General features: G+C 41.9%; 12 protein-coding genes and 1 tRNA gene. 5 read left to right on the top strand and 8 right to left on the bottom strand.

The features are described 5' to 3' along the window. Nucleotides 1–15: 15 nt before the first annotated feature. The 3 genes from RMY00_RS34590 to RMY00_RS34580 are packed head-to-tail and all read right to left on the bottom strand — an operon-like array spanning nucleotide 16 to nucleotide 1815. Complete coding sequence (locus tag RMY00_RS34590; protein ID WP_322651875.1) at nucleotides 16–309, bottom strand: antibiotic biosynthesis monooxygenase; 294 nt, start codon at nucleotides 307–309, stop codon at nucleotides 16–18. A 50-nt stretch (nucleotides 310–359) separates the two neighbouring features. Beyond that, entirely contained in the window at nucleotides 360–893 is a 534-nt protein-coding gene (locus RMY00_RS34585; protein ID WP_322651874.1) for a GAF domain-containing protein, read from the bottom strand. A 4-nt stretch (nucleotides 894–897) separates the two neighbouring features. Next, nucleotides 898–1815, bottom strand: a complete 918-nt coding sequence (locus RMY00_RS34580) for a metallophosphoesterase family protein (RefSeq protein WP_322651873.1) — start codon at nucleotides 1813–1815, stop codon at nucleotides 898–900. 136 nt (nucleotides 1816–1951) lie between these two features. Here RMY00_RS34580 and RMY00_RS34575 point away from each other — a divergent pair, with 136 nt between their 5' ends. Then, nucleotides 1952–2851, top strand: a complete 900-nt coding sequence (locus RMY00_RS34575) for a hypothetical protein (RefSeq protein WP_322651872.1) — start codon at nucleotides 1952–1954, stop codon at nucleotides 2849–2851. Nucleotides 2852–2895: 44 nt separating this feature from the next. Further along, a complete protein-coding gene (locus RMY00_RS34570) occupies nucleotides 2896–3726 on the top strand; it encodes an ATP-grasp domain-containing protein (protein WP_322651871.1) in 831 nt (276 codons plus the stop codon). A 301-nt stretch (nucleotides 3727–4027) separates the two neighbouring features. On the opposite strand, the gene RMY00_RS34565 is transcribed toward RMY00_RS34570, so the two are convergent. After that, on the bottom strand, nucleotides 4028–6052 hold the full coding sequence (locus tag RMY00_RS34565) for a GAF domain-containing sensor histidine kinase (protein WP_322651870.1): 2025 nt from the start codon (nucleotides 6050–6052) through the stop codon (nucleotides 4028–4030). Nucleotides 6053–6147: 95 nt separating this feature from the next. On the opposite strand from RMY00_RS34565, the gene cobN reads away from it, so the two are divergent. Together cobN and RMY00_RS34555 are read left to right on the top strand one after the other, a co-directional pair. Further along, complete coding sequence (gene cobN, locus RMY00_RS34560) at nucleotides 6148–10233, top strand: cobaltochelatase subunit CobN (RefSeq protein WP_322651869.1); 4086 nt, start codon at nucleotides 6148–6150, stop codon at nucleotides 10231–10233. 9 nt (nucleotides 10234–10242) lie between these two features. Next, entirely contained in the window at nucleotides 10243–11358 is a 1116-nt protein-coding gene (locus RMY00_RS34555; RefSeq protein WP_322651868.1) for a peptidoglycan-binding protein, read from the top strand. 130 nt (nucleotides 11359–11488) lie between these two features. Here RMY00_RS34555 and RMY00_RS34550 read toward each other — a convergent pair whose 3' ends face one another. From RMY00_RS34550 to lipA, 4 genes are all read right to left on the bottom strand, one after another. Next, the gene (locus RMY00_RS34550) at nucleotides 11489–11944 is read right to left on the bottom strand and encodes a Fur family transcriptional regulator (RefSeq protein ID WP_012407750.1); all 456 of its coding nucleotides are present in this window, start codon (nucleotides 11942–11944) and stop codon (nucleotides 11489–11491) included. Between the two features lie 419 nt (nucleotides 11945–12363). Then, nucleotides 12364–13614: an RNA polymerase sigma factor SigC gene (gene sigC / locus RMY00_RS34545; protein WP_322651867.1), complete on the bottom strand. Its 1251-nt coding sequence runs from the start codon at nucleotides 13612–13614 to the stop codon at nucleotides 12364–12366. A 759-nt stretch (nucleotides 13615–14373) separates the two neighbouring features. Beyond that, nucleotides 14374–15303, bottom strand: coding sequence for an NAD(P)H-dependent glycerol-3-phosphate dehydrogenase (locus RMY00_RS34540; protein WP_322651866.1), 930 nt, complete (start codon nucleotides 15301–15303; stop codon nucleotides 14374–14376). 169 nt (nucleotides 15304–15472) lie between these two features. Then, entirely contained in the window at nucleotides 15473–16351 is an 879-nt protein-coding gene (gene lipA, locus RMY00_RS34535; RefSeq protein ID WP_322651865.1) for a lipoyl synthase, read from the bottom strand. A gap of 138 nt (nucleotides 16352–16489) precedes the next feature. Between lipA and RMY00_RS34530 the strand changes: the two genes are divergently transcribed. Beyond that, nucleotides 16490–16563: transfer RNA gene (locus tag RMY00_RS34530), tRNA-Pro, on the top strand. The last annotated feature ends 598 nt before the right edge of the window (nucleotides 16564–17161 follow it).

Below are 17161 nucleotides of genomic sequence, written 5' to 3'. Positions count from 1 at the left end.
TGGGGTTTTTGTTTTTCATATTTCAATTTCTTCAAAGTGTTCAACAGTAGGAAATGGCTCATAAAAATGATGCAGAAGTTTTTTCCACTCTTGATACTCAGCAGAACTTCTAAATCCAACAGTATGAGATTCTAAAGTTTTCCATCTGACAAGTAATAAGTATTTACCTTGGACTTCTATACATCTATGCAATTCATGAGATAAATATCCGTCCATTGAGGAAATAATTTTAGAAGCTTTTTTAAAAGTAACTTCAAAATCTGATTCTAGACCAGGTTTAACATGAAGCATAACTGCCTCAGTAATCATAGGCTAAACGTAATTTACTCTACAGCTAAGAAATTGAGAAGAAAAAACAGCTAATCAAAAGCAGACTTGACATAATCAACTGCAAAAGGTGTGATTTTTTCGACAAGATTATTAATTACCCCTCGTTCATATTCAGTCCAAATTCTGGGATGACCAAAAATGCATGGTTGTAAAATTCCCCAGAGTTGCCCATCCTGGCGGATATGGGCATGAATAAGGGCACGATGTCCAAAATTTTTCTGTTCAAATTCCCGATTTAATATTTCAGGAGGAGCAGTTTCTACATCTTCGACAAAGATTGAAGGTTCAGCATGTAGCGCAGCCGCAAACATCGGATCTTCATCTGTTACAGATGGGGGTTGTGCTGCCCAGTCTTCATTATAAACAGTAGGTACATCTGGAGTACGAATCCAACAAAAGGCAACTCTACCAAGGTTATTTTGTGGATTATGCAAGTATAGAAAACATCTATCAGACTTTAGAAAATCGCCTACAGCTGGCAACAGTGCAGAAAATAGAGTATCCAGTGTTTGAGATGATTCTAAAATATTTTTGAGTGTAGAAGGAAGTTCTTGCTGAGTCATATAACTAAGCTGATTTTAATTGAATAATACCTTTATCAAAAACGCGATTATCAGTAGCGATCGCACTTATTTCTATTCTATCTTTATATACCTCATAAGAAGCAAAACTTAAGTCACTCGTAGAATACTTTGTCCATTCAGAACGTCCTACAGGACGATTCCCAGCACCTGCACCACAAATTAAATAAGTTGTACCATCAATAGCACGAGTGCGTTCATAATTATGTTCGTGACCATTGATGTAAAGTTGAACGCCGTATTTTTGAAATAGAGGAGTGAAAGTTTTTATAAAATCTGGATTACTCCCATACTGGCCCGATGAATAAATTGGATAATGACCAAATACAACTTTCCAAGGAGCTTTACTAAGGCTTAATTCTTTTTCTAACCAAATTAGCTGGTTTTTCCAATCAGCATTACTGTTAGTATCTAAAGCGAAAAATTGTACTTGATTACGTTTAAACGTATAGTAACGTCCCTTCATATTAAAGCCGGCATACTTGATTTGTGGTTCGCCATTTTCAGTACGAATATCGTGATTACCTAAACAAGCCTGAAATTTCACACCTTGCTTGAGTAAACCTTGATAAGGACGTTCAAAAACTTCGCCAATTTTCTCAATTTCGCCGTTATTGTAAATGTTGTCTCCAGCTAAAACAACTAAATCATAAGGATTTCGCTTGTGATATGCGTTCATTGCTCCAGCCACAGCATACTGTCCTTTAGCGCCAGTCCCTGTATCAGCTACAGACACAAAACGTAATAACAAGTCTTTTTTGGCTGGGTTGGCGGCTATAGCTGTTATTGAATCGGTAATATCAGCAGTTTGATGATTTTTATCAGCTAACATCCAGGCTAAAAATCCTGTACTAATGGCGCTGAAGCTACTTAAAAATAAAAATTGACGACGTTTTAGGTTCATAACTCACCAAATTTAATAAATAGTTAGTTTAGCTGAAGCAATGTGCAATTGAAGTGATACATTAAGGCAAAAGAAGGCAGCACCAGTAATAATGTACGTTGTTTGTCTTTGATTCGCTGCTTTTGGTGAAAGTTCTATGTCACAAGACAATCAGTCAAAACCGACGGATAAGCAAGTAACTCAACCTCCCCAAAAACCTTACCAGAGAGTTCAGCCATTTTGGAAGGCTAAAATTATCCAACTTCTCCAAGGGACGATAGGGGTTTTAGAAGTAACGGTGGAGAAACTGGAGACAGCACCCCCACCGGGTACTGAGGAAAAACCTGGCTTTTTCCATCAGTTTCAGTTGTGGTGGGGTGGACTGTTAAGGACAATCCGCTTGTTTTTACCATCAAATTTGTCAACAAAGTTATCAGATACAGCTTTGACGGGAATTGTTACTGCAATTGCTGTAATTATTGTTTGGACAACTGCGAGTGTCTTTACTGGTAAACCTACTGAAATTGCAACAGTTCCACCCGTTGAAGAAGTTCCTGCACCAGCACCGACACCAACGATAACTACTCCACCTGAGTCAGTTGCACCCGAACCACAGCCGTCACTGCCACCAGAGGAAATTACGCCGCCGCCAGAAATACAAACTCCGCCACCACCAACGCCGGAAGCGAAAGCGGAACCCGAACCAATTCCCACGCCAACGCCAACACCAACCCCAGCCATAGAATTGACACCAGAACAAGCCTTGATTGCGGCTATTGAAAATCAGGTAGCCGAAATTAGCGATCGCATTGCCTCTGGTCTGATAAAGTCAATTCAAGCCAACTTCCGCACCAGCAATCTTACGGTCAAAATTAGCGACGATTGGTACACTCTCAATGAATCTCAGCAAGACAAATTAGCTGGGGAGATATTACAACGCTCTCAAGAACTGGATTTTACCCATTTAGAAATTGTTGACTCCCAAAATAGGTTGATAGCACGTAACCCAGTTGTTGGTACTGAGATAGTAATTTTTAAACGGCAAACAACAAGTTAAAATAATTCCTAGATCGTAATTTGGACATTTAAATTTAAGTATTTATGTTAGATAATGTTTCGCTATTGCTCCAAGCTTGTGAAAACTTAAACATCAGCTATGAAATTTTTCAACCTGCTGAAAATTTAATAAGAATTAAACTCAATAATAAACAGCATTATTTTTGTAACTATAGTACTCCGTTAATTAATCAAGCAGTAGCAAAAATAATAAAAGATAAAGAATACACTTACCATATTTTAAAACAAAAAATTAAACTCCCTCGCACTATAGGTTTTCTTTCCCCTTTTTGTGACATTCAATATAAAATTTATTTAAAATTTCCTAGTATTCAGGATATCGTATTAGAAATTCAAGAAAAATTTGAAACACCAGTAATTGTCAAAAGAAATTCTGGCTCTGGTGGACATAACGTTTTTTTATGCCAGAATACAGATGAAATTGAAACTGCTGTAAAAGAAATTTTTGATATTAATCAAAAGTATGATTACGTTGCGATCGCTCAAGAATTTATTCACATTAAATCTGAATATAGAGCGGTTTTCTTAAATAAAGAATTAGTTTTGCTCTATGAAAAAGATATAAGTAATGCAGAATTTGCGGGAAACCTCAGTCCCCTGCACTGGAATGGTGCGAAAGCCAAGTATATTAATGATCCACAAATATTGTCAGAGATTGCTAATTTTGCTCAACCAATTTTTGAAGAATTAGACCTTGATTATGGTGGTTTAGATATAGTTTTAGATCGAGATAACCAATATTGGTTGATTGAAATCAATTCTCATCCTAATTATAGTATTTTTACTAGAGACAATGGAGAGGAGGCTGTGTTGAGGATTTTTGAAAAAATGCTTATTAGCCTAGCCTCAAAATAAAAAATTTAGTGCTTTGGTTAGCTGATATCATCTGCGACCAAATACCACAATTCACATCATGGTTAATTTGTACAGTGCGTAAATCATAGTTATAGATAAAAAAGTACTTAATCATAAAAAGTTTAAGTACCCGTAGTATGGAAAGCTAATTTCAACAATCAAATAACAGCTTACTTGCTGCACTTAGTTTCAAAAACCCCCTTAAGATAGACTAGTTATTCATACTTAAGTTAGTTGCAAAAAATTCATGTATAGTATGGGGATGTTTTCAAACTCGTTGTATCCTAAAATCGCATAACTCCTAACTCACCACTCTCATAGACTGAGTTGGTATCCATACAGTAAAAATTGAGCCAATACTTACAGTTGATTCTACTTCAATTCGTCCCCGATGGAGTTCCACAAGTTGTTTAGTTAAAGCTAGTCCAAGTCCAGTACCTTCGTAGCGGCGGCGATAGGGTGTATCGAGTTGCTGAAATTTATCAAAAATTAATGGTAATTGTTCATCGGGAATACCAATCCCGGTGTCTTCCACTTGAAAAATAGCAGTATTATCTTCCATCCAAAGACGTAAGGTAACGCTGCCATTTTCAGGGGTAAATTTAATCGCATTAGTTAACAAATTCCAGAGAATTTGTTCTACTCGTTCTCCATCGGCGGTAAAGCGATCGCGCTTAGGATCGATTTGCAAATCAAGGTTGAGATTAATTTGTTCACTGATTGCTTTTTTTCGCAGTGACTCTATAGCATTTTCAGCAACATTCACCAAAGAAAATTCCGAAATATTTAAAGCTGTCTTACCAGCCTCAATTTGCGATAAATCGAGGATGTCATTAATCATTTCTAATAAATGTTCTCCACTGTCGTGGATTGTTTGCAGATAACCCCGTTGTCGTTGACTCAATTCACCCAAAGGCCAACGTAACAATGTAGATGACATCCCAATCACATAAGTTAAAGGCGTGAGCAATTCGTGACTGATAGTAGCGAGAAACTCACTTCTGAGACGGTTAGCAGCTTCGGCGGCGAGGAGAGCATCACGCAATCCTATTGTACGTTCAATAACTCGTTGTTCGAGAGTTTGTTTTTCTTGGGTAAGCGTTTGCATTAACTCAGCTTGGTGAATTGCGATCGCTAATTGTTCTGCGATCGCAACCAACAAGTTTTTTTCACTTTCAGTCCACTGGTGTGGCTTATCGCACTGATGAGCAATCAGCAATCCCCACAACTTGTCCTCAAATATAATCGGTGCTGCTAACTTAGCCCTAACTTGGCTTTCCCTCAAAAATTTCAACAAACACTTTTCTAGAGCATAAGTTTTTTCGACATCATCCACAGCTAAGGTAAAGCCTTGGCGATATTTTTCCCAACATTGAGAGGTTTGGATAAAGCAATTTCTTTCCGTGTAATTCAACACCGATGTAATAGCATCTGTAGCACGGGCTTCATAGACAATATAACCTCGATAGTTTTGCCTGTTTTCTAGTAATGGTTGATTATTGGCTGACACAGAAAGCGAGAGTTTATCCTTATTCTCTGGTATAGAAAAATAGATTTTGGAAGGTTCCCCAATTGACTGTTCCATACCTGTTAGCAGTGCAGTTCCACTGAGGGGAATAGTATCAGACTGGTATTGTTGAGCCTTAACTTTGGAACCTTCAAATTTATAGATTACTAATCTGTCTAATTCCAGAAACTCACGCACTTGTGTAATTGCTGTTGCCATAATCACCGACAAATCCAGGCTTTTGCGGATCTGTGTTGTTACCTGATTTAACAACCGCTCTTGGGAAATCTGTTTTTTTAAAGCATCTTCCACTGGCTGACAGATATAAATTGTCGGCGTTGAGCTTGGAGGTGCTATTATTTCTTGGTTTGGCTGAGTTAAAAGATATTCTAATAACAACAGTGAAAATTGACTTTGCAGCGTGGCATCATTGGGTCGAATAATTTGGCGATAGCCTTCGAGATTTTGGTAAGTGGAGGAATCACACTCAAACAAGTCTCTCAATTCGTAAACGAATGTTGCGATCGCCTCTAAATTAAATGTCAATTGAGCATTAAGCGCCGAGTCAATTCCCTGCTCCCCTTCCTCCCCCTGCGCTAAGTTTCCTACCAGAAGCGCACTAAACTGCTCAGAAACCACCAACGTAAACCTTTGCCTTTGCCATTCCACAGGTATGCAAATCCGCATCAACACAGCTTCTGTCAGTACTAGAGTGGCACTTCCCACCGTTTGAGCCATCTGTTCTAACAATTCCCCAAGCTGATTAAATACAACAATAGGCAAGGTTCGAGAAAAGCTCAAATCAGGAGAACTAAGCATTTTAAATCATTACTGGTAAGAAGGGGCTGAATGCACGGAAAAAGTTTGTTTTGATTGTGCAATAACCATATAGTTTAAGACGGTAATACAGCATTATGCATCGTACAAGTAGCATATCGGGTGGATGGAATCAGTCAGAGGGCTTAATTTTTCTAGAACAAACTCCAGCGCCTTTCGTGTTGATTACGGCTGCTGATACCGACATTCAAACTTTGGCAGTTGCGGTGACAAAATTACCTACAAGCTTTCCTGCCTTAAGAGTCGCTAATCTCTTGCAGTTACAGCAACAGTTAAGCATAGATACTTATGGGGAGCAAGTTTTGGAACTTGCCCAAGTAATTATTTTGCGCCTGTTAGGAGGACGTTCCTACTGGAGTTATGGCTTAGAAGTAGTGCAAGAAATTGTACAACGTAATGGTAGAACCCTCATTGTAATGCCAGGGGACGACGCTTTTGATCCCGACTTAATTTCTCAGTCTACCGTACCTCTGAGTATTGTGAATCAGGTATGGCAATATTTCAGCGAAGGCGGCGTAGAAAATTTCGTTAATGCTCTGGAATTTATCTCTGATACTTGCCTGTTAACTGCATATAATCCGCCGTTACCCTGTCCAGTTCCGCGTGTGGGATTGTATGAATGGGGAGTAGGGGAGCAGGGGCGCAGGGGAGAGTTAGAACTGGATTCACCCACCTCAGAACTGGACTCATCCGCCTCAGAACTCCGTTCATCCACCTCGGAACTAGATTCATCCGCCTCAGAACTCCGTTCATCCACCTCGGAACTAGATTCATCCACCTCGGAACTAGATTCATCCACCTCGGAACTAGATTCATCCACCTCGGAACCTCAAATCCCCCAATCCCCAATCCCCAAAATCGGCATCCTTTTCTACCGCGCTCATTATTTAGCGGGAAATACTAAAGTAATTGATGCTTTATGCGAAGCTTTGGTACAAAAAAATTTACAACCTGTGCCAGTATTTGTTTCCTCATTGCGTGAACCTGATGTGCAAGTTGAGTTGAGTGAATTTTTTCAACCCAAAGAAGGCGAATCAATAGCTGTGTTGCTGAATACCACCAGTTTTTCTCTAGCACGTTTGGAAAGCGAAACACCCCAAACTGAACTATGGGAAAAATTAGATGTGCCTGTATTGCAGGTGATCCTCAGTGGCGGATCAATTGAGCAGTGGGAGTCACAGTTTCAAGGGCTTTCTCCCCGCGATATTGGGATGAATGTGGCGCTACCAGAAGTAGATGGGCGGATTATTACTCGTGCTGTGTCTTTTAAAGCCGTACAAACTCGTAATCCCCATCTAGAGACGGATGTGGTAATTTATGAACCAGTGAGCGATCGCATTGAGTTCGTTGCCAACCTAGCAGCAAATTGGGCGCGTCTACGTTCCAAACCACCCCAAGAACGGCGAATTGCTCTAATTTTGGCAAACTACCCCAACCGCAACGGCCGCCTCGCTAATGGTGTGGGACTCGACACTCCAGCTAGTTGTGTAGAAATCCTCCAAGCTTTACATCAGGCTGGGTATGAAGTAGAAAATCCACCTGCTCAAGGAGAAGAGTTGATTCAACGCCTGACAGATGGTGTAACCAACGATCCAGAAGGTAGAGAATCGCTTCCGGTACACCAAAGTGTTTCTTGGGAAGAATATCAAGAATATTTCGCTTCATTACCGCCAGCAGTTCAGCAAGGTATTAGTGAACGGTGGGGAAATTTAGAGCAGGGGAGCAGGGGAGCAGAGGAGCAGAGGAGCAATCAAGAATTCTTCCCCCCTGCCCCCCTGCCCCCCTGCCCCCCTGCTTCTTTCCCCGTTCCCGGAATTCAACTCGGCAACGTTTTTGTGGGAATTCAGCCAGCAAGAGGTTATGATAATGACCCCAGTTTGAATTATCATGCGCCGGATTTAGAACCAACCCATGCCTATCTAGCTTTCTACTATTGGGTAAGAGAAACTTTTGGTGCTGATGCTGTAGTTCATGTAGGGAAACACGGAAATCTAGAATGGCTACCCGGTAAAAGTGTGGCTTTATCAAGTAATTGTTATCCAGAAGTGGCATTTGGCGCACTTCCCCACCTGTACCCGTTTATTGTGAATGATCCTGGTGAAGGTTCCCAAGCGAAACGTCGCGCTCAAGCGGTGATTATAGATCATCTAACGCCACCGATGACTCGTGCGGAACTCTACGGTTCTTTGCAGCAGTTAGAAAATTTAATTGATGAGTATTACGAAGCCGACAGTTTAGATCCTTCGCGTTTGCCAGTGATTCGCGATCGCATCCACGAACTGGTGATCAAAGAAAATCTCCATCTAGATTTAGGAATCCAAAATGAAACAGAAATTTTTAAGTCTGAATCTCTGGTTTTGAATTCCATCGGTGGCTATCTTTGTGAATTGAAAGAAGCCCAAATCCGTGATGGCTTGCACATTTTCGGGCAATGCCCCCAAGGAAGGCAGCTACGAGATTTAATAGTAGCGATCGCTCGCATCCCCAATCGCCATTCTTCAGGCATCACGCGTGCGATCGCTCAAGACTGGGATCTAGATTTCGATCCCCTCACAGCCGATTTGTCAATGCCTAGCGGTGAATACTCAAAAGTCAATGGCACAGAATGCCGTACCCTCGGTGATATCGTCGAAGTCCTAGAAGAACACGCCGCCCTCCTAGTAGAACAACTAATAAATCAAAATTCTTCTTGTACAGACGCGATTCATCGCGTCTTAGCTGGGGAGGGAGACGCAATTCATCGCGTCTCTACCTGGATACGCGATCGCCTCCTTCCCGCCTTACAAAAAACCCCCCAAGAAATCACCCACTTATTACACGGACTCGATGGCAGTTACGTCCCCAGCGCCCCATCTGGCGCACCCACACGCGGCCGCCCAGAAGTTCTACCAACAGGGAGAAACTTTTATTCTGTCGATATTCGCGCCATTCCCACAGAAACAGCTTGGGATATCGGCAGAAAAGCTGCTGAAACCCTCGTTGAATATTACACACAAGAACATGGTGAGTATCCCAAAACACTAGGTTTATCACTGTGGGGAACAGCCACCATGAGAACAGGTGGTGATGATATAGCCGAAGCCTTAGCTTTACTTGGAGTCCAACCTGTCTGGGATGGTGCAGCGCGGCGAGTAGTGGATTTTGAAATTTTGCCCCTAGCGATTTTGGGGCGTCCCCGTGTAGATGTTACTTTGCGAATTTCGGGATTCTTCCGGGATGCTTTTCCCAACTTAATTGATTTATTCGCTCAAGCAGTATCAGCAGTAGCAGACTTGGATGAACCACCAGAAGAAAATCCCTTAGCGGATACAGTTTGCCAAGAAACTGATTTGTGGACAAGCCAAGGATTAAGTCTAGAAGAAGCCGTGGTGCGATCGCGCTATCGCATCTTTGGTTCTCGCCCAGGTGCTTACGGCGCCGGACTCCAAGGTTTAATCGAATCCCAAAACTGGACAGACGACGAAGATTTAGCCCGCGCCTACATCAACTGGAGTTCTTACGCCTACTCATCGGGAGCAGGAGCAGGGGGGCAGGGGAGCAGAGGGGCAGGGGAGGATAAAATTTCCTCCCAATTCCCAGTCCCCAATACCAAAGCCTTCGAGCAACGCTTGGCGCAAATGCAAATTGTCCTGCACAATCAAGATAATCGTGAACACGATCTACTAGATTCTGATGATTATTACCAATTTCAGGGTGGCTTAACTGCGGCGGTGCGTTCTCTACAGGGGAAAAATCCCGAAACTTATTTTGGTGATAATTCTATACCCGCTAAACCACGAGTCCGCCAACTGAAAGAAGAAATCGCGCGGGTGTATCGTTCTCGCGTAGTTAATCCCAAGTGGATTACCGGAGTTATGCGCCACGGATACAAAGGAGCCTTTGAAATGGCGGCGACAGTAGATTTTTTATTCGCCTACGATGCAACAGCTAAATGTGTAGAAGATTATATGTATCAAGGCATAGTAGAGGCTTACTTACTCGACCCAGTTGTGTCAGAATTTATTCAGGAAAAGAATCCTTATGCACTGCGTGATATAGCTGAAAAATTATTAGAAGCACATAAGCGCAATTTGTGGGAGGATGTAAATATAGGAACATTAGAAGCTTTGAGGAACCTAGTACATCAAGCTGAAGCAGTGATCGAAGAAAAATCAATGGTGTAGGAAACAAATATGGAGAATCTTGCGTATTTGCACCTAGCTTTCGCCTACGAAGACAGCACACCCAGTGAATTGGTCTCCCTCAGTTCCTTGTTTAAGGACGCAGCTGCACCAGACTGGAAACGGCTTTCAGGTAGGGCTTGGAAGTATATGTTGCCCCTTGCTCTGTCTTTATCTATTCTTGGCGCTGTTACCAGCGTCATGGCACTGGAAAAAGGCGATCAAGGCCCTTCCGTCAGAAATTTACAACAAAAGTTGAAAACAGCAGGTTTTTACCAATCTTCTGTTACCCAAGTATATGACGCATCCACACAAGAAGCTGTGCGGCGCTTTCAAAAGGCTGCCGGTTTACCAGTGGACGGCATTGTTGGCGCAAACACCCTACAAAAATTAGAAACTTGGCAAGCTAAAAAAACTACTGCTGTAAGAAGCGCACAAGCCAAAAAGCCCAGCACAACTAGTTCAGCCAGTTCAGCAACTAGTAGCCAACGCCGTAATTCCAACTACCTTGCTAAAGGGGCTGAAGGTGAAGATGTCAGAGCTTTGCAAGAACGCTTAAGAATTGCAGGCTTTTATTACGGAAACGCCACAGGAATATTTGGCCCAATTACCGAAGAAGCTGTCAAGCGGTTCCAAGATTCTTACAAATTAAGCGTTGACGGTATTGTTGGCCCAGCAACATTAGCTAAATTGCCAGGAATTGGCATTGGTGATGGAGAAGAGGCTCCCACAAAGGTAGTCAATCGCAGTAAACTTCGTGTAGGCGATCGCGGCGAACCAGTTAGACTACTTCAAGAACAGTTAATCCAGGCAGGATACTTAGAGGGAGAGCCAAATGGCTACTATGGCCCTTACACTGCCGATGCTGTACGGAGATTCCAAGCAGCTAACTACTTGTCAGCAAGTGGTGTTGCCGGCCCAACTACGCGAGCTAAGTTATATAGCTCAGTTAATACTACTAGCAAAAGCGAATTTAATACCTTAGAAATCCAAACGCGACTACGGGAGCGGGGTTTTTATAAAGGCAAGCTGAACGGTGTAATGGCAGCTGACACCAAAAAAGCAATTAAACAAGCCCAAGAATTCTACGGCATTAGTCTCAAGGATCTTAAGAGCGGACGCTTTTAACATCCGCTTTGGCGTTGTTAGTATCAGTCCCAAACTGGTTGCTTGCCTCCAGTAACAACAAATTACGAACTGCTCAAAATTCCATTTATTTGGTTAATTTGAGTAGTTTTGTTTTTTATCTACCCAAGTGCTAAAGCGGCATCAGTGCCCGTTGGCACTTGGGACACACTGCATGAATGGTCATTTGACAGTCCAGTAGGTGAAAACCTTCTTTTTGAGCAGTTTTCGACCCAATTTTTAAAATTGAGTCATTTTTAAACTCAATAGTTGAGTTGCATCTAACACAAATTAAGTGATGGTGATGATGAGGATAGGGCTGGTTGATTTCATAATGCTTATGTCCCTCGCCCAGTTCTAATTCCCGTAAAATTCCCATCCTTGCCATCAACTTCAAAGTCCGATAAATAGTTGACAGACTGATCCCTTCACCATCAGTTTCTAGCCGATGATAAAGATCCTCCGCGCTTAAATGCTCACCTTGCGGAAGTTCTTGAAAAATGTGTAAAATTGTTTCGCGCTGGGGAGTTAATCGCCAGCCTCGTTCATTCAGTTCTGCCTTGAGTGAAGTAGTTGTGTAGACAGTCATACTAATATTTCTCAACAAAGCTTGTTAGTTGAGAATATAACAAATCTTGGGAGCAATTTGCAACAATCATTGCCTATTGAGAATTCTTACTAAATATTATAAGAACAAGTCATCAAATCTTGAGCAAAAATCAAGTAATAAGCTGTAGTGCATTTAATTTGCATACAGCTAATAATTAGGATACTTATAACGATTGCATCCCTTGACTTTGAATTTTATATAAGTTAATTTTGAATTGTGCAGTTGATCCCCACCTTTAAGATATTTGAGCAAAGGTCTGGGGAAACTCTTGTCCAATTAAATGCAAATTATTTGCTACAAGCCTCTAAAAGGCTTTAAATATGGGATAAAATCAGCCATTTGTTGGTAGTCATTTGTCAAATGCAGTTTTCTAATGACAAATGACAAATGACAAATGACTAACTTAAAGATTCCAAATAGTCGCGGATGAGGTTGCGACGCTTGGGTTGACGTAGCTTTTGCAAAGCCTTGGATTCGATTTGTCTGACTCGTTCCCGTGATAAATCGAGAGCGCGGCCAATTTCTGCTAAAGAATAAGGATGACCATCTGCCAAACCAAAGCGCATCAAAATTACATCGCGTTCCCGGCTAGTCAAATCTGATAGAAGATGATGCAAATCTCTTTGTAAAGATTCTCGCATTAACATCTCTTCTGGAGTTACACTGTCGGTTTCGAGTAATTCGCCTAACTCAGTGTCTTTATCTTTACCTACTTTGGTTTCTAAAGAAACGGAGCGAGGAACCCGCAACAAAACTTCTCGTACTTGAGTCGGTGTCATCTCTAACTCAGTTGCTAAATCTTCTAGAGTTGGGGTGCGACCTTTTTCTTGAGCAATTTTGCGTTGGGCCTTTTTGATTTTGTTTAACTTTTCGGTAATATGGACAGGGAGGCGGATGGTGCGACTAGAAGTAGCGATCGCCCGTGTAATTCCCTGACGAATCCACCAGTAAGCATAGGTACTGAAGCGATAACCCTTGGTTGGATCAAATTTTTCTACAGCTCGCTCCAAACCAAGTGTGCCTTCTTGGACTAAATCCAACAATTCCAAACCGCGATTTTGATACTTCTTAGCAACAGACACAACTAAGCGAAGATTCGCCTTAATCATGTGTTCTTTTGCTTGAAGTCCTTGGGACTGAACTTGCTCCAACTCTTCTACAGTCAACTTGGCAATTTCAGCCCAGCGACGTTTGCCTTCTGCCAAAGTCGGTCTAAGATCCGATAAAACTATATCAGCAGTAGCAGCCCATCTTTCCAAAGACGGCCGATGTCCTAGTTCAGAAGTAAGACGTTCTTGAACTTCAATTAACCGAAGATAAGGCGTAATCACTTCATCCCCTTCCTTAGCGGCTTTAGCAAGTACTATCCGCATCCGCAAGTAGCGTTGAACTTTTTGAGCTTCTGAAACCTCTTCATCGCGCCCCAACAAGCGAACCCGACCAATTTCCTGAAGATATAGACGTACTAGGTCTGTACTCCGACGGTTAGTGTTAAGAGTAAAGTTAGCATTGTCAGCAGCAGCTATTTCTAGCTCCTGTAGGTCATCTACCGATAACTCACTTTCGTCAACCGTGAGATCCGAGTCCAAAGCCTGGCTAGACTTTTTGGTGTTGTAGGGGGCGTCTGCATAAAAAGATGTTGCTGGCATAAAGATCGTCTCAATGGCTCCAGGTAACAATAGATTTCGGTCAGCTTAGATTACGGTCAGCTATTCAACTGTTGCTATTGTTCCCGTGATTTACGATGAACTAACATAGTTGAACGTTCCATTACAGTTTTTTTTGAAATTAACTGTAATAGTTTTATTGGATACAGCATTACTGAACTTAATCGGCTGATAAGCTTTTGATTAAACCAATAGCTATTCAAATCGGCAGCTAGGTTTTGAATATTTCAACTACTTAGTTAACATTTCAACCTTGATGATTTTTGATAGTAGCTTTTTTAACACAGTATAAACATCCTTAAGTGAATGTCATCTTTATAATTGGCATAGTCACATTTACATGGCTACAAAAGTAATATCCTGACGATTTAGCAATTTTTTCTCAGGATTATTCAGGTATAAGTAGAGCTAATAGATATTTAAGAAGTGATTAGTATTAACGGCAAAAATTCTCTCGATACGGAAATAGAAAACGTGGGGGAGTTATTAAATACTCTCTCCTGTCCCCGCGTCTTTTTGCATATTAGCCTTAACCTGCCAATTTCAAGACAGACTACTGGTCTATCGCATTAATTTCGCGTCTCTACAGGGTTTTGGTAACAAACTAATCAATCAGAACTTATGGGACAGACTGCTAGTACAGCACGGCGTAAATAAACCATCCATCCCAAATCAACGAAACTCTTACGCTGTGTTCATTTTGACTTTTGACTTTTAACTTTTGATTTCTACTTTGCGGTACTAGTAGTTGTACTCTGGCTTGATATCTCGCAGCATCAGTTCATCAAGCGCTTGTCGAGGTGTGACTTCACCCTGAAGTAAACGATAAACTTGCTCAGTGATTGGAACAGGAATATTTTCTTGCTTGGCTCGTTGCATCAGAACCCGACAAGTGTTCACTCCTTCAGCAGTTCCTTGTAAATTTGCGAGAGTTTCTGTAAGTGACTTACCGCCAGCTAGCTGATAGCCGACTTGGTAATTGCGACTTAAGGGACTATTGCAGGTTGCTAATAAATCTCCTAGACCTGATAAACCATAAAATGTTTCTGTCTTCGCACCCCAGTTGTTGCCGATGCGAACCATTTCTGTAAGTCCACGGGTGACTAAAGCAGCTTTGGCATTGGTTCCTAGTTGTAAACCATCGCACACACCAGCTGCGATCGCAATCACATTTTTTAGTGTTCCCCCCAATTCCACACCCAAAGGATCGGGATTGGTATATACCCGAAAACGTCCAGAAGAAAATACTAACTGCACTATTTCCGCAGCCGTGGGAATATTACTGGCTACCACTGTAGCTGCTGGTAATTCCATTTGAATTTCTTTTGATAAATTAGGCCCAGACAGAACAACCACTGCATGGTTAGGAAATGCTGTTTGCCAAATTTGCGATGGCGTGCAGGTGGTTTGAGGGTCTAAGCCTTTCGTCGCTGTGACAAAAATTGTCTCTGGAGAAAGGGGGAAAGACTGGACTTGAGAAGCAACATCCCTCACACCAATCATTGAGATAGCGGATAGGACGATTTGGACATCTTTTAAAACTGCTTGGATAGTTTGCGAACCTTGACGCGACCACACGCGCACTTGATGACCATTTGCTGTGGCGAGATTTGCCAGAGATGCACCCCAAGCACCCGCACCAAGAATTGCTACAGTTTTTGGATTAGTCATTAATCAAAAGTCTCCCCATCACCCCATTCTTTTAACTCACCGAATTTTAGATTTTAAATTTTGGATTTTGGAATTGAATAATTTAAAATCCAAAATTTAAAAAGGTCTGAATGCGAACACCATCTATAAGAGTTGTGCCCGAATTTAAACGCAAGAACAAATCTAAAATCTAAAATTGGCTGCGGGGATAACGTTCCATTAATTCCCTGACTTGTTCTGCATGATATGAGCTTCTTGTCAATGGTGAAGAAACAACTTGTAAAAATCCGATTTGTTCGCCGAATGCCTTCCAAGCTGCAAATTGTTCTGGGTTGACAAATTCATCTACTTGCAAATGTTTTTGACTGGGTTGGAGGTATTGCCCAATTGTCAAAATGTCGCAATCTACAGTTCGCAAGTCTTGCATGACCTGGCGAATTTCGGCATCAGTTTCACCTAGTCCAACCATGATACCAGATTTAGTATATGTGCTAGGAGAAACTTGGCGAGAGCGGTGCAATAATTCTAATGTGCGATCGTAGTTTCCTTGGGGACGCACCCGGCGATATAGGCGTGGAACAGTTTCTGTATTGTGGTTTAATACCTCTGGCGCGGCTTGTAGAATCAACTCTAGAGCATTCCAATTACCGCACAAGTCAGGAATTAGTACCTCAATCGTGGTGTTGGGTGAAACAGTACGAACCGCATTAATACACGCTATAAACTGAGACGCACCGCCATCTGACAAGTCATCTCGGTTTACAGAAGTGATCACAACATGATTAAGTTTCATGCGGCGAACAGCTTCTGCTAGTCGTGCAGGTTCCGTGGGGTCTAGCGGTTTAGGTTTTTTCTCAAAATCAATATCGCAGTAGGGACAAGCGCGTGTACAAGCCGGGCCCATAATTAAAAATGTGGCAGTCCCAGCATTGAAGCATTCACCAATATTTGGACAGGATGCTTCCTCACAAACTGTATTGAGGGCTAAATCCCGCAAAATATCTTTAACGTTACCAATCCGCTCATGCTGAGGCGCTTTTACCCGCAACCAGTCTGGTTTTACAGTCACAATCCGCTTTTACCACTAGAGTTATACAAATTTAATCGTAGCAAGCAAAGCCTTGGGTAAAGTGTTCATATATATAGATGTAATTCTGTTATTTGGCACGGGTTGTGATATTGTTAATTTATCATGGGATTTTTATGCCGGGATGTGGCGCAGCTTGGTAGCGCACTTCGTTCGGGACGAAGGGGCCGCTGGTTCGAATCCAGTCATCCCGATGTAGATGTATCGAATAACTAATTATTTGTCGTCGTTAACACATTAGTGTCGTTATTAACGATTTAAATGTCGTATTAACAAATTAATGTCGCCGACCTTTTAAGTGGAGTTGATCCCAGCACATCTCTAATATACTCACAAATGTTGGAATATTCCCGAACGAAGTGCGCCTTTCAACCCTCTCAAAAAAATTTTAATGCTTCAAATATTTTTCTTAATTCACTCCTAGCCGGGATGGTTGTTGAAACTTACTTGTAAAGCTGTGGATATCGTTAGCTGGATACTTTCAACCCACCCCTAGCCGGGATGGTTGTTGAAACTTTTTACATGGCTCAAAGAATCACAGCGCGAACCTTTCAACCCACCCCTTAGCCGGGATGGTTGTTGAAACGTGGGGGTGAAAATCTCCCTTCCGCTCCTCAAACTTTCAACCCACCCCTAGCCGGGATGGTTGTTGAAACCAAGATTTACTCACTTTGGCGATCAAAGCGATTTTCTACGGCTTCTTTCAACCCACCCCTAGCCGGGATGGTTGTTAAAACTCAGTAGACCGAAAAGTTTTGCGATCGCTGTGTGATGAATACCTGGGAACCTGAT

The sequence above is a fragment of the Nostoc sp. ChiVER01 genome (genome assembly GCF_034531155.1).
Classification (GTDB): Bacteria; Cyanobacteriota; Cyanobacteriia; order Cyanobacteriales; family Nostocaceae; genus Nostoc.
Note: the sequence above shows the minus strand (reverse complement) of the source record. Positions and strands in the feature narration are given on the sequence as shown.

Excerpts from the sequence above, each read along its gene's own strand:
- RMY00_RS34555 (WP_322651868.1), top strand. The coding sequence starts at position 10,243 with ATGGAGAATCTTGCGTATTTGCACCTAGCTTTCGCCTACGAAGACAGC.
- RMY00_RS34565 (WP_322651870.1), bottom strand. The coding sequence starts at position 6,052 with ATGCTTAGTTCTCCTGATTTGAGCTTTTCTCGAACCTTGCCTATTGTT.
- RMY00_RS34580 (WP_322651873.1), bottom strand. The coding sequence starts at position 1,815 with ATGAACCTAAAACGTCGTCAATTTTTATTTTTAAGTAGCTTCAGCGCC.
- sigC (WP_322651867.1), bottom strand. The coding sequence starts at position 13,614 with ATGCCAGCAACATCTTTTTATGCAGACGCCCCCTACAACACCAAAAAG.
- RMY00_RS34585 (WP_322651874.1), bottom strand. The coding sequence starts at position 893 with ATGACTCAGCAAGAACTTCCTTCTACACTCAAAAATATTTTAGAATCA.
- RMY00_RS34570 (WP_322651871.1), top strand. The coding sequence starts at position 2,896 with ATGTTAGATAATGTTTCGCTATTGCTCCAAGCTTGTGAAAACTTAAAC.
- cobN (WP_322651869.1), top strand. The coding sequence starts at position 6,148 with ATGCATCGTACAAGTAGCATATCGGGTGGATGGAATCAGTCAGAGGGC.
- RMY00_RS34540 (WP_322651866.1), bottom strand. The coding sequence starts at position 15,303 with ATGACTAATCCAAAAACTGTAGCAATTCTTGGTGCGGGTGCTTGGGGT.
- RMY00_RS34550 (WP_012407750.1), bottom strand. The coding sequence starts at position 11,944 with ATGACTGTCTACACAACTACTTCACTCAAGGCAGAACTGAATGAACGA.
- RMY00_RS34590 (WP_322651875.1), bottom strand. The coding sequence starts at position 309 with ATGATTACTGAGGCAGTTATGCTTCATGTTAAACCTGGTCTAGAATCA.
- RMY00_RS34575 (WP_322651872.1), top strand. The coding sequence starts at position 1,952 with ATGTCACAAGACAATCAGTCAAAACCGACGGATAAGCAAGTAACTCAA.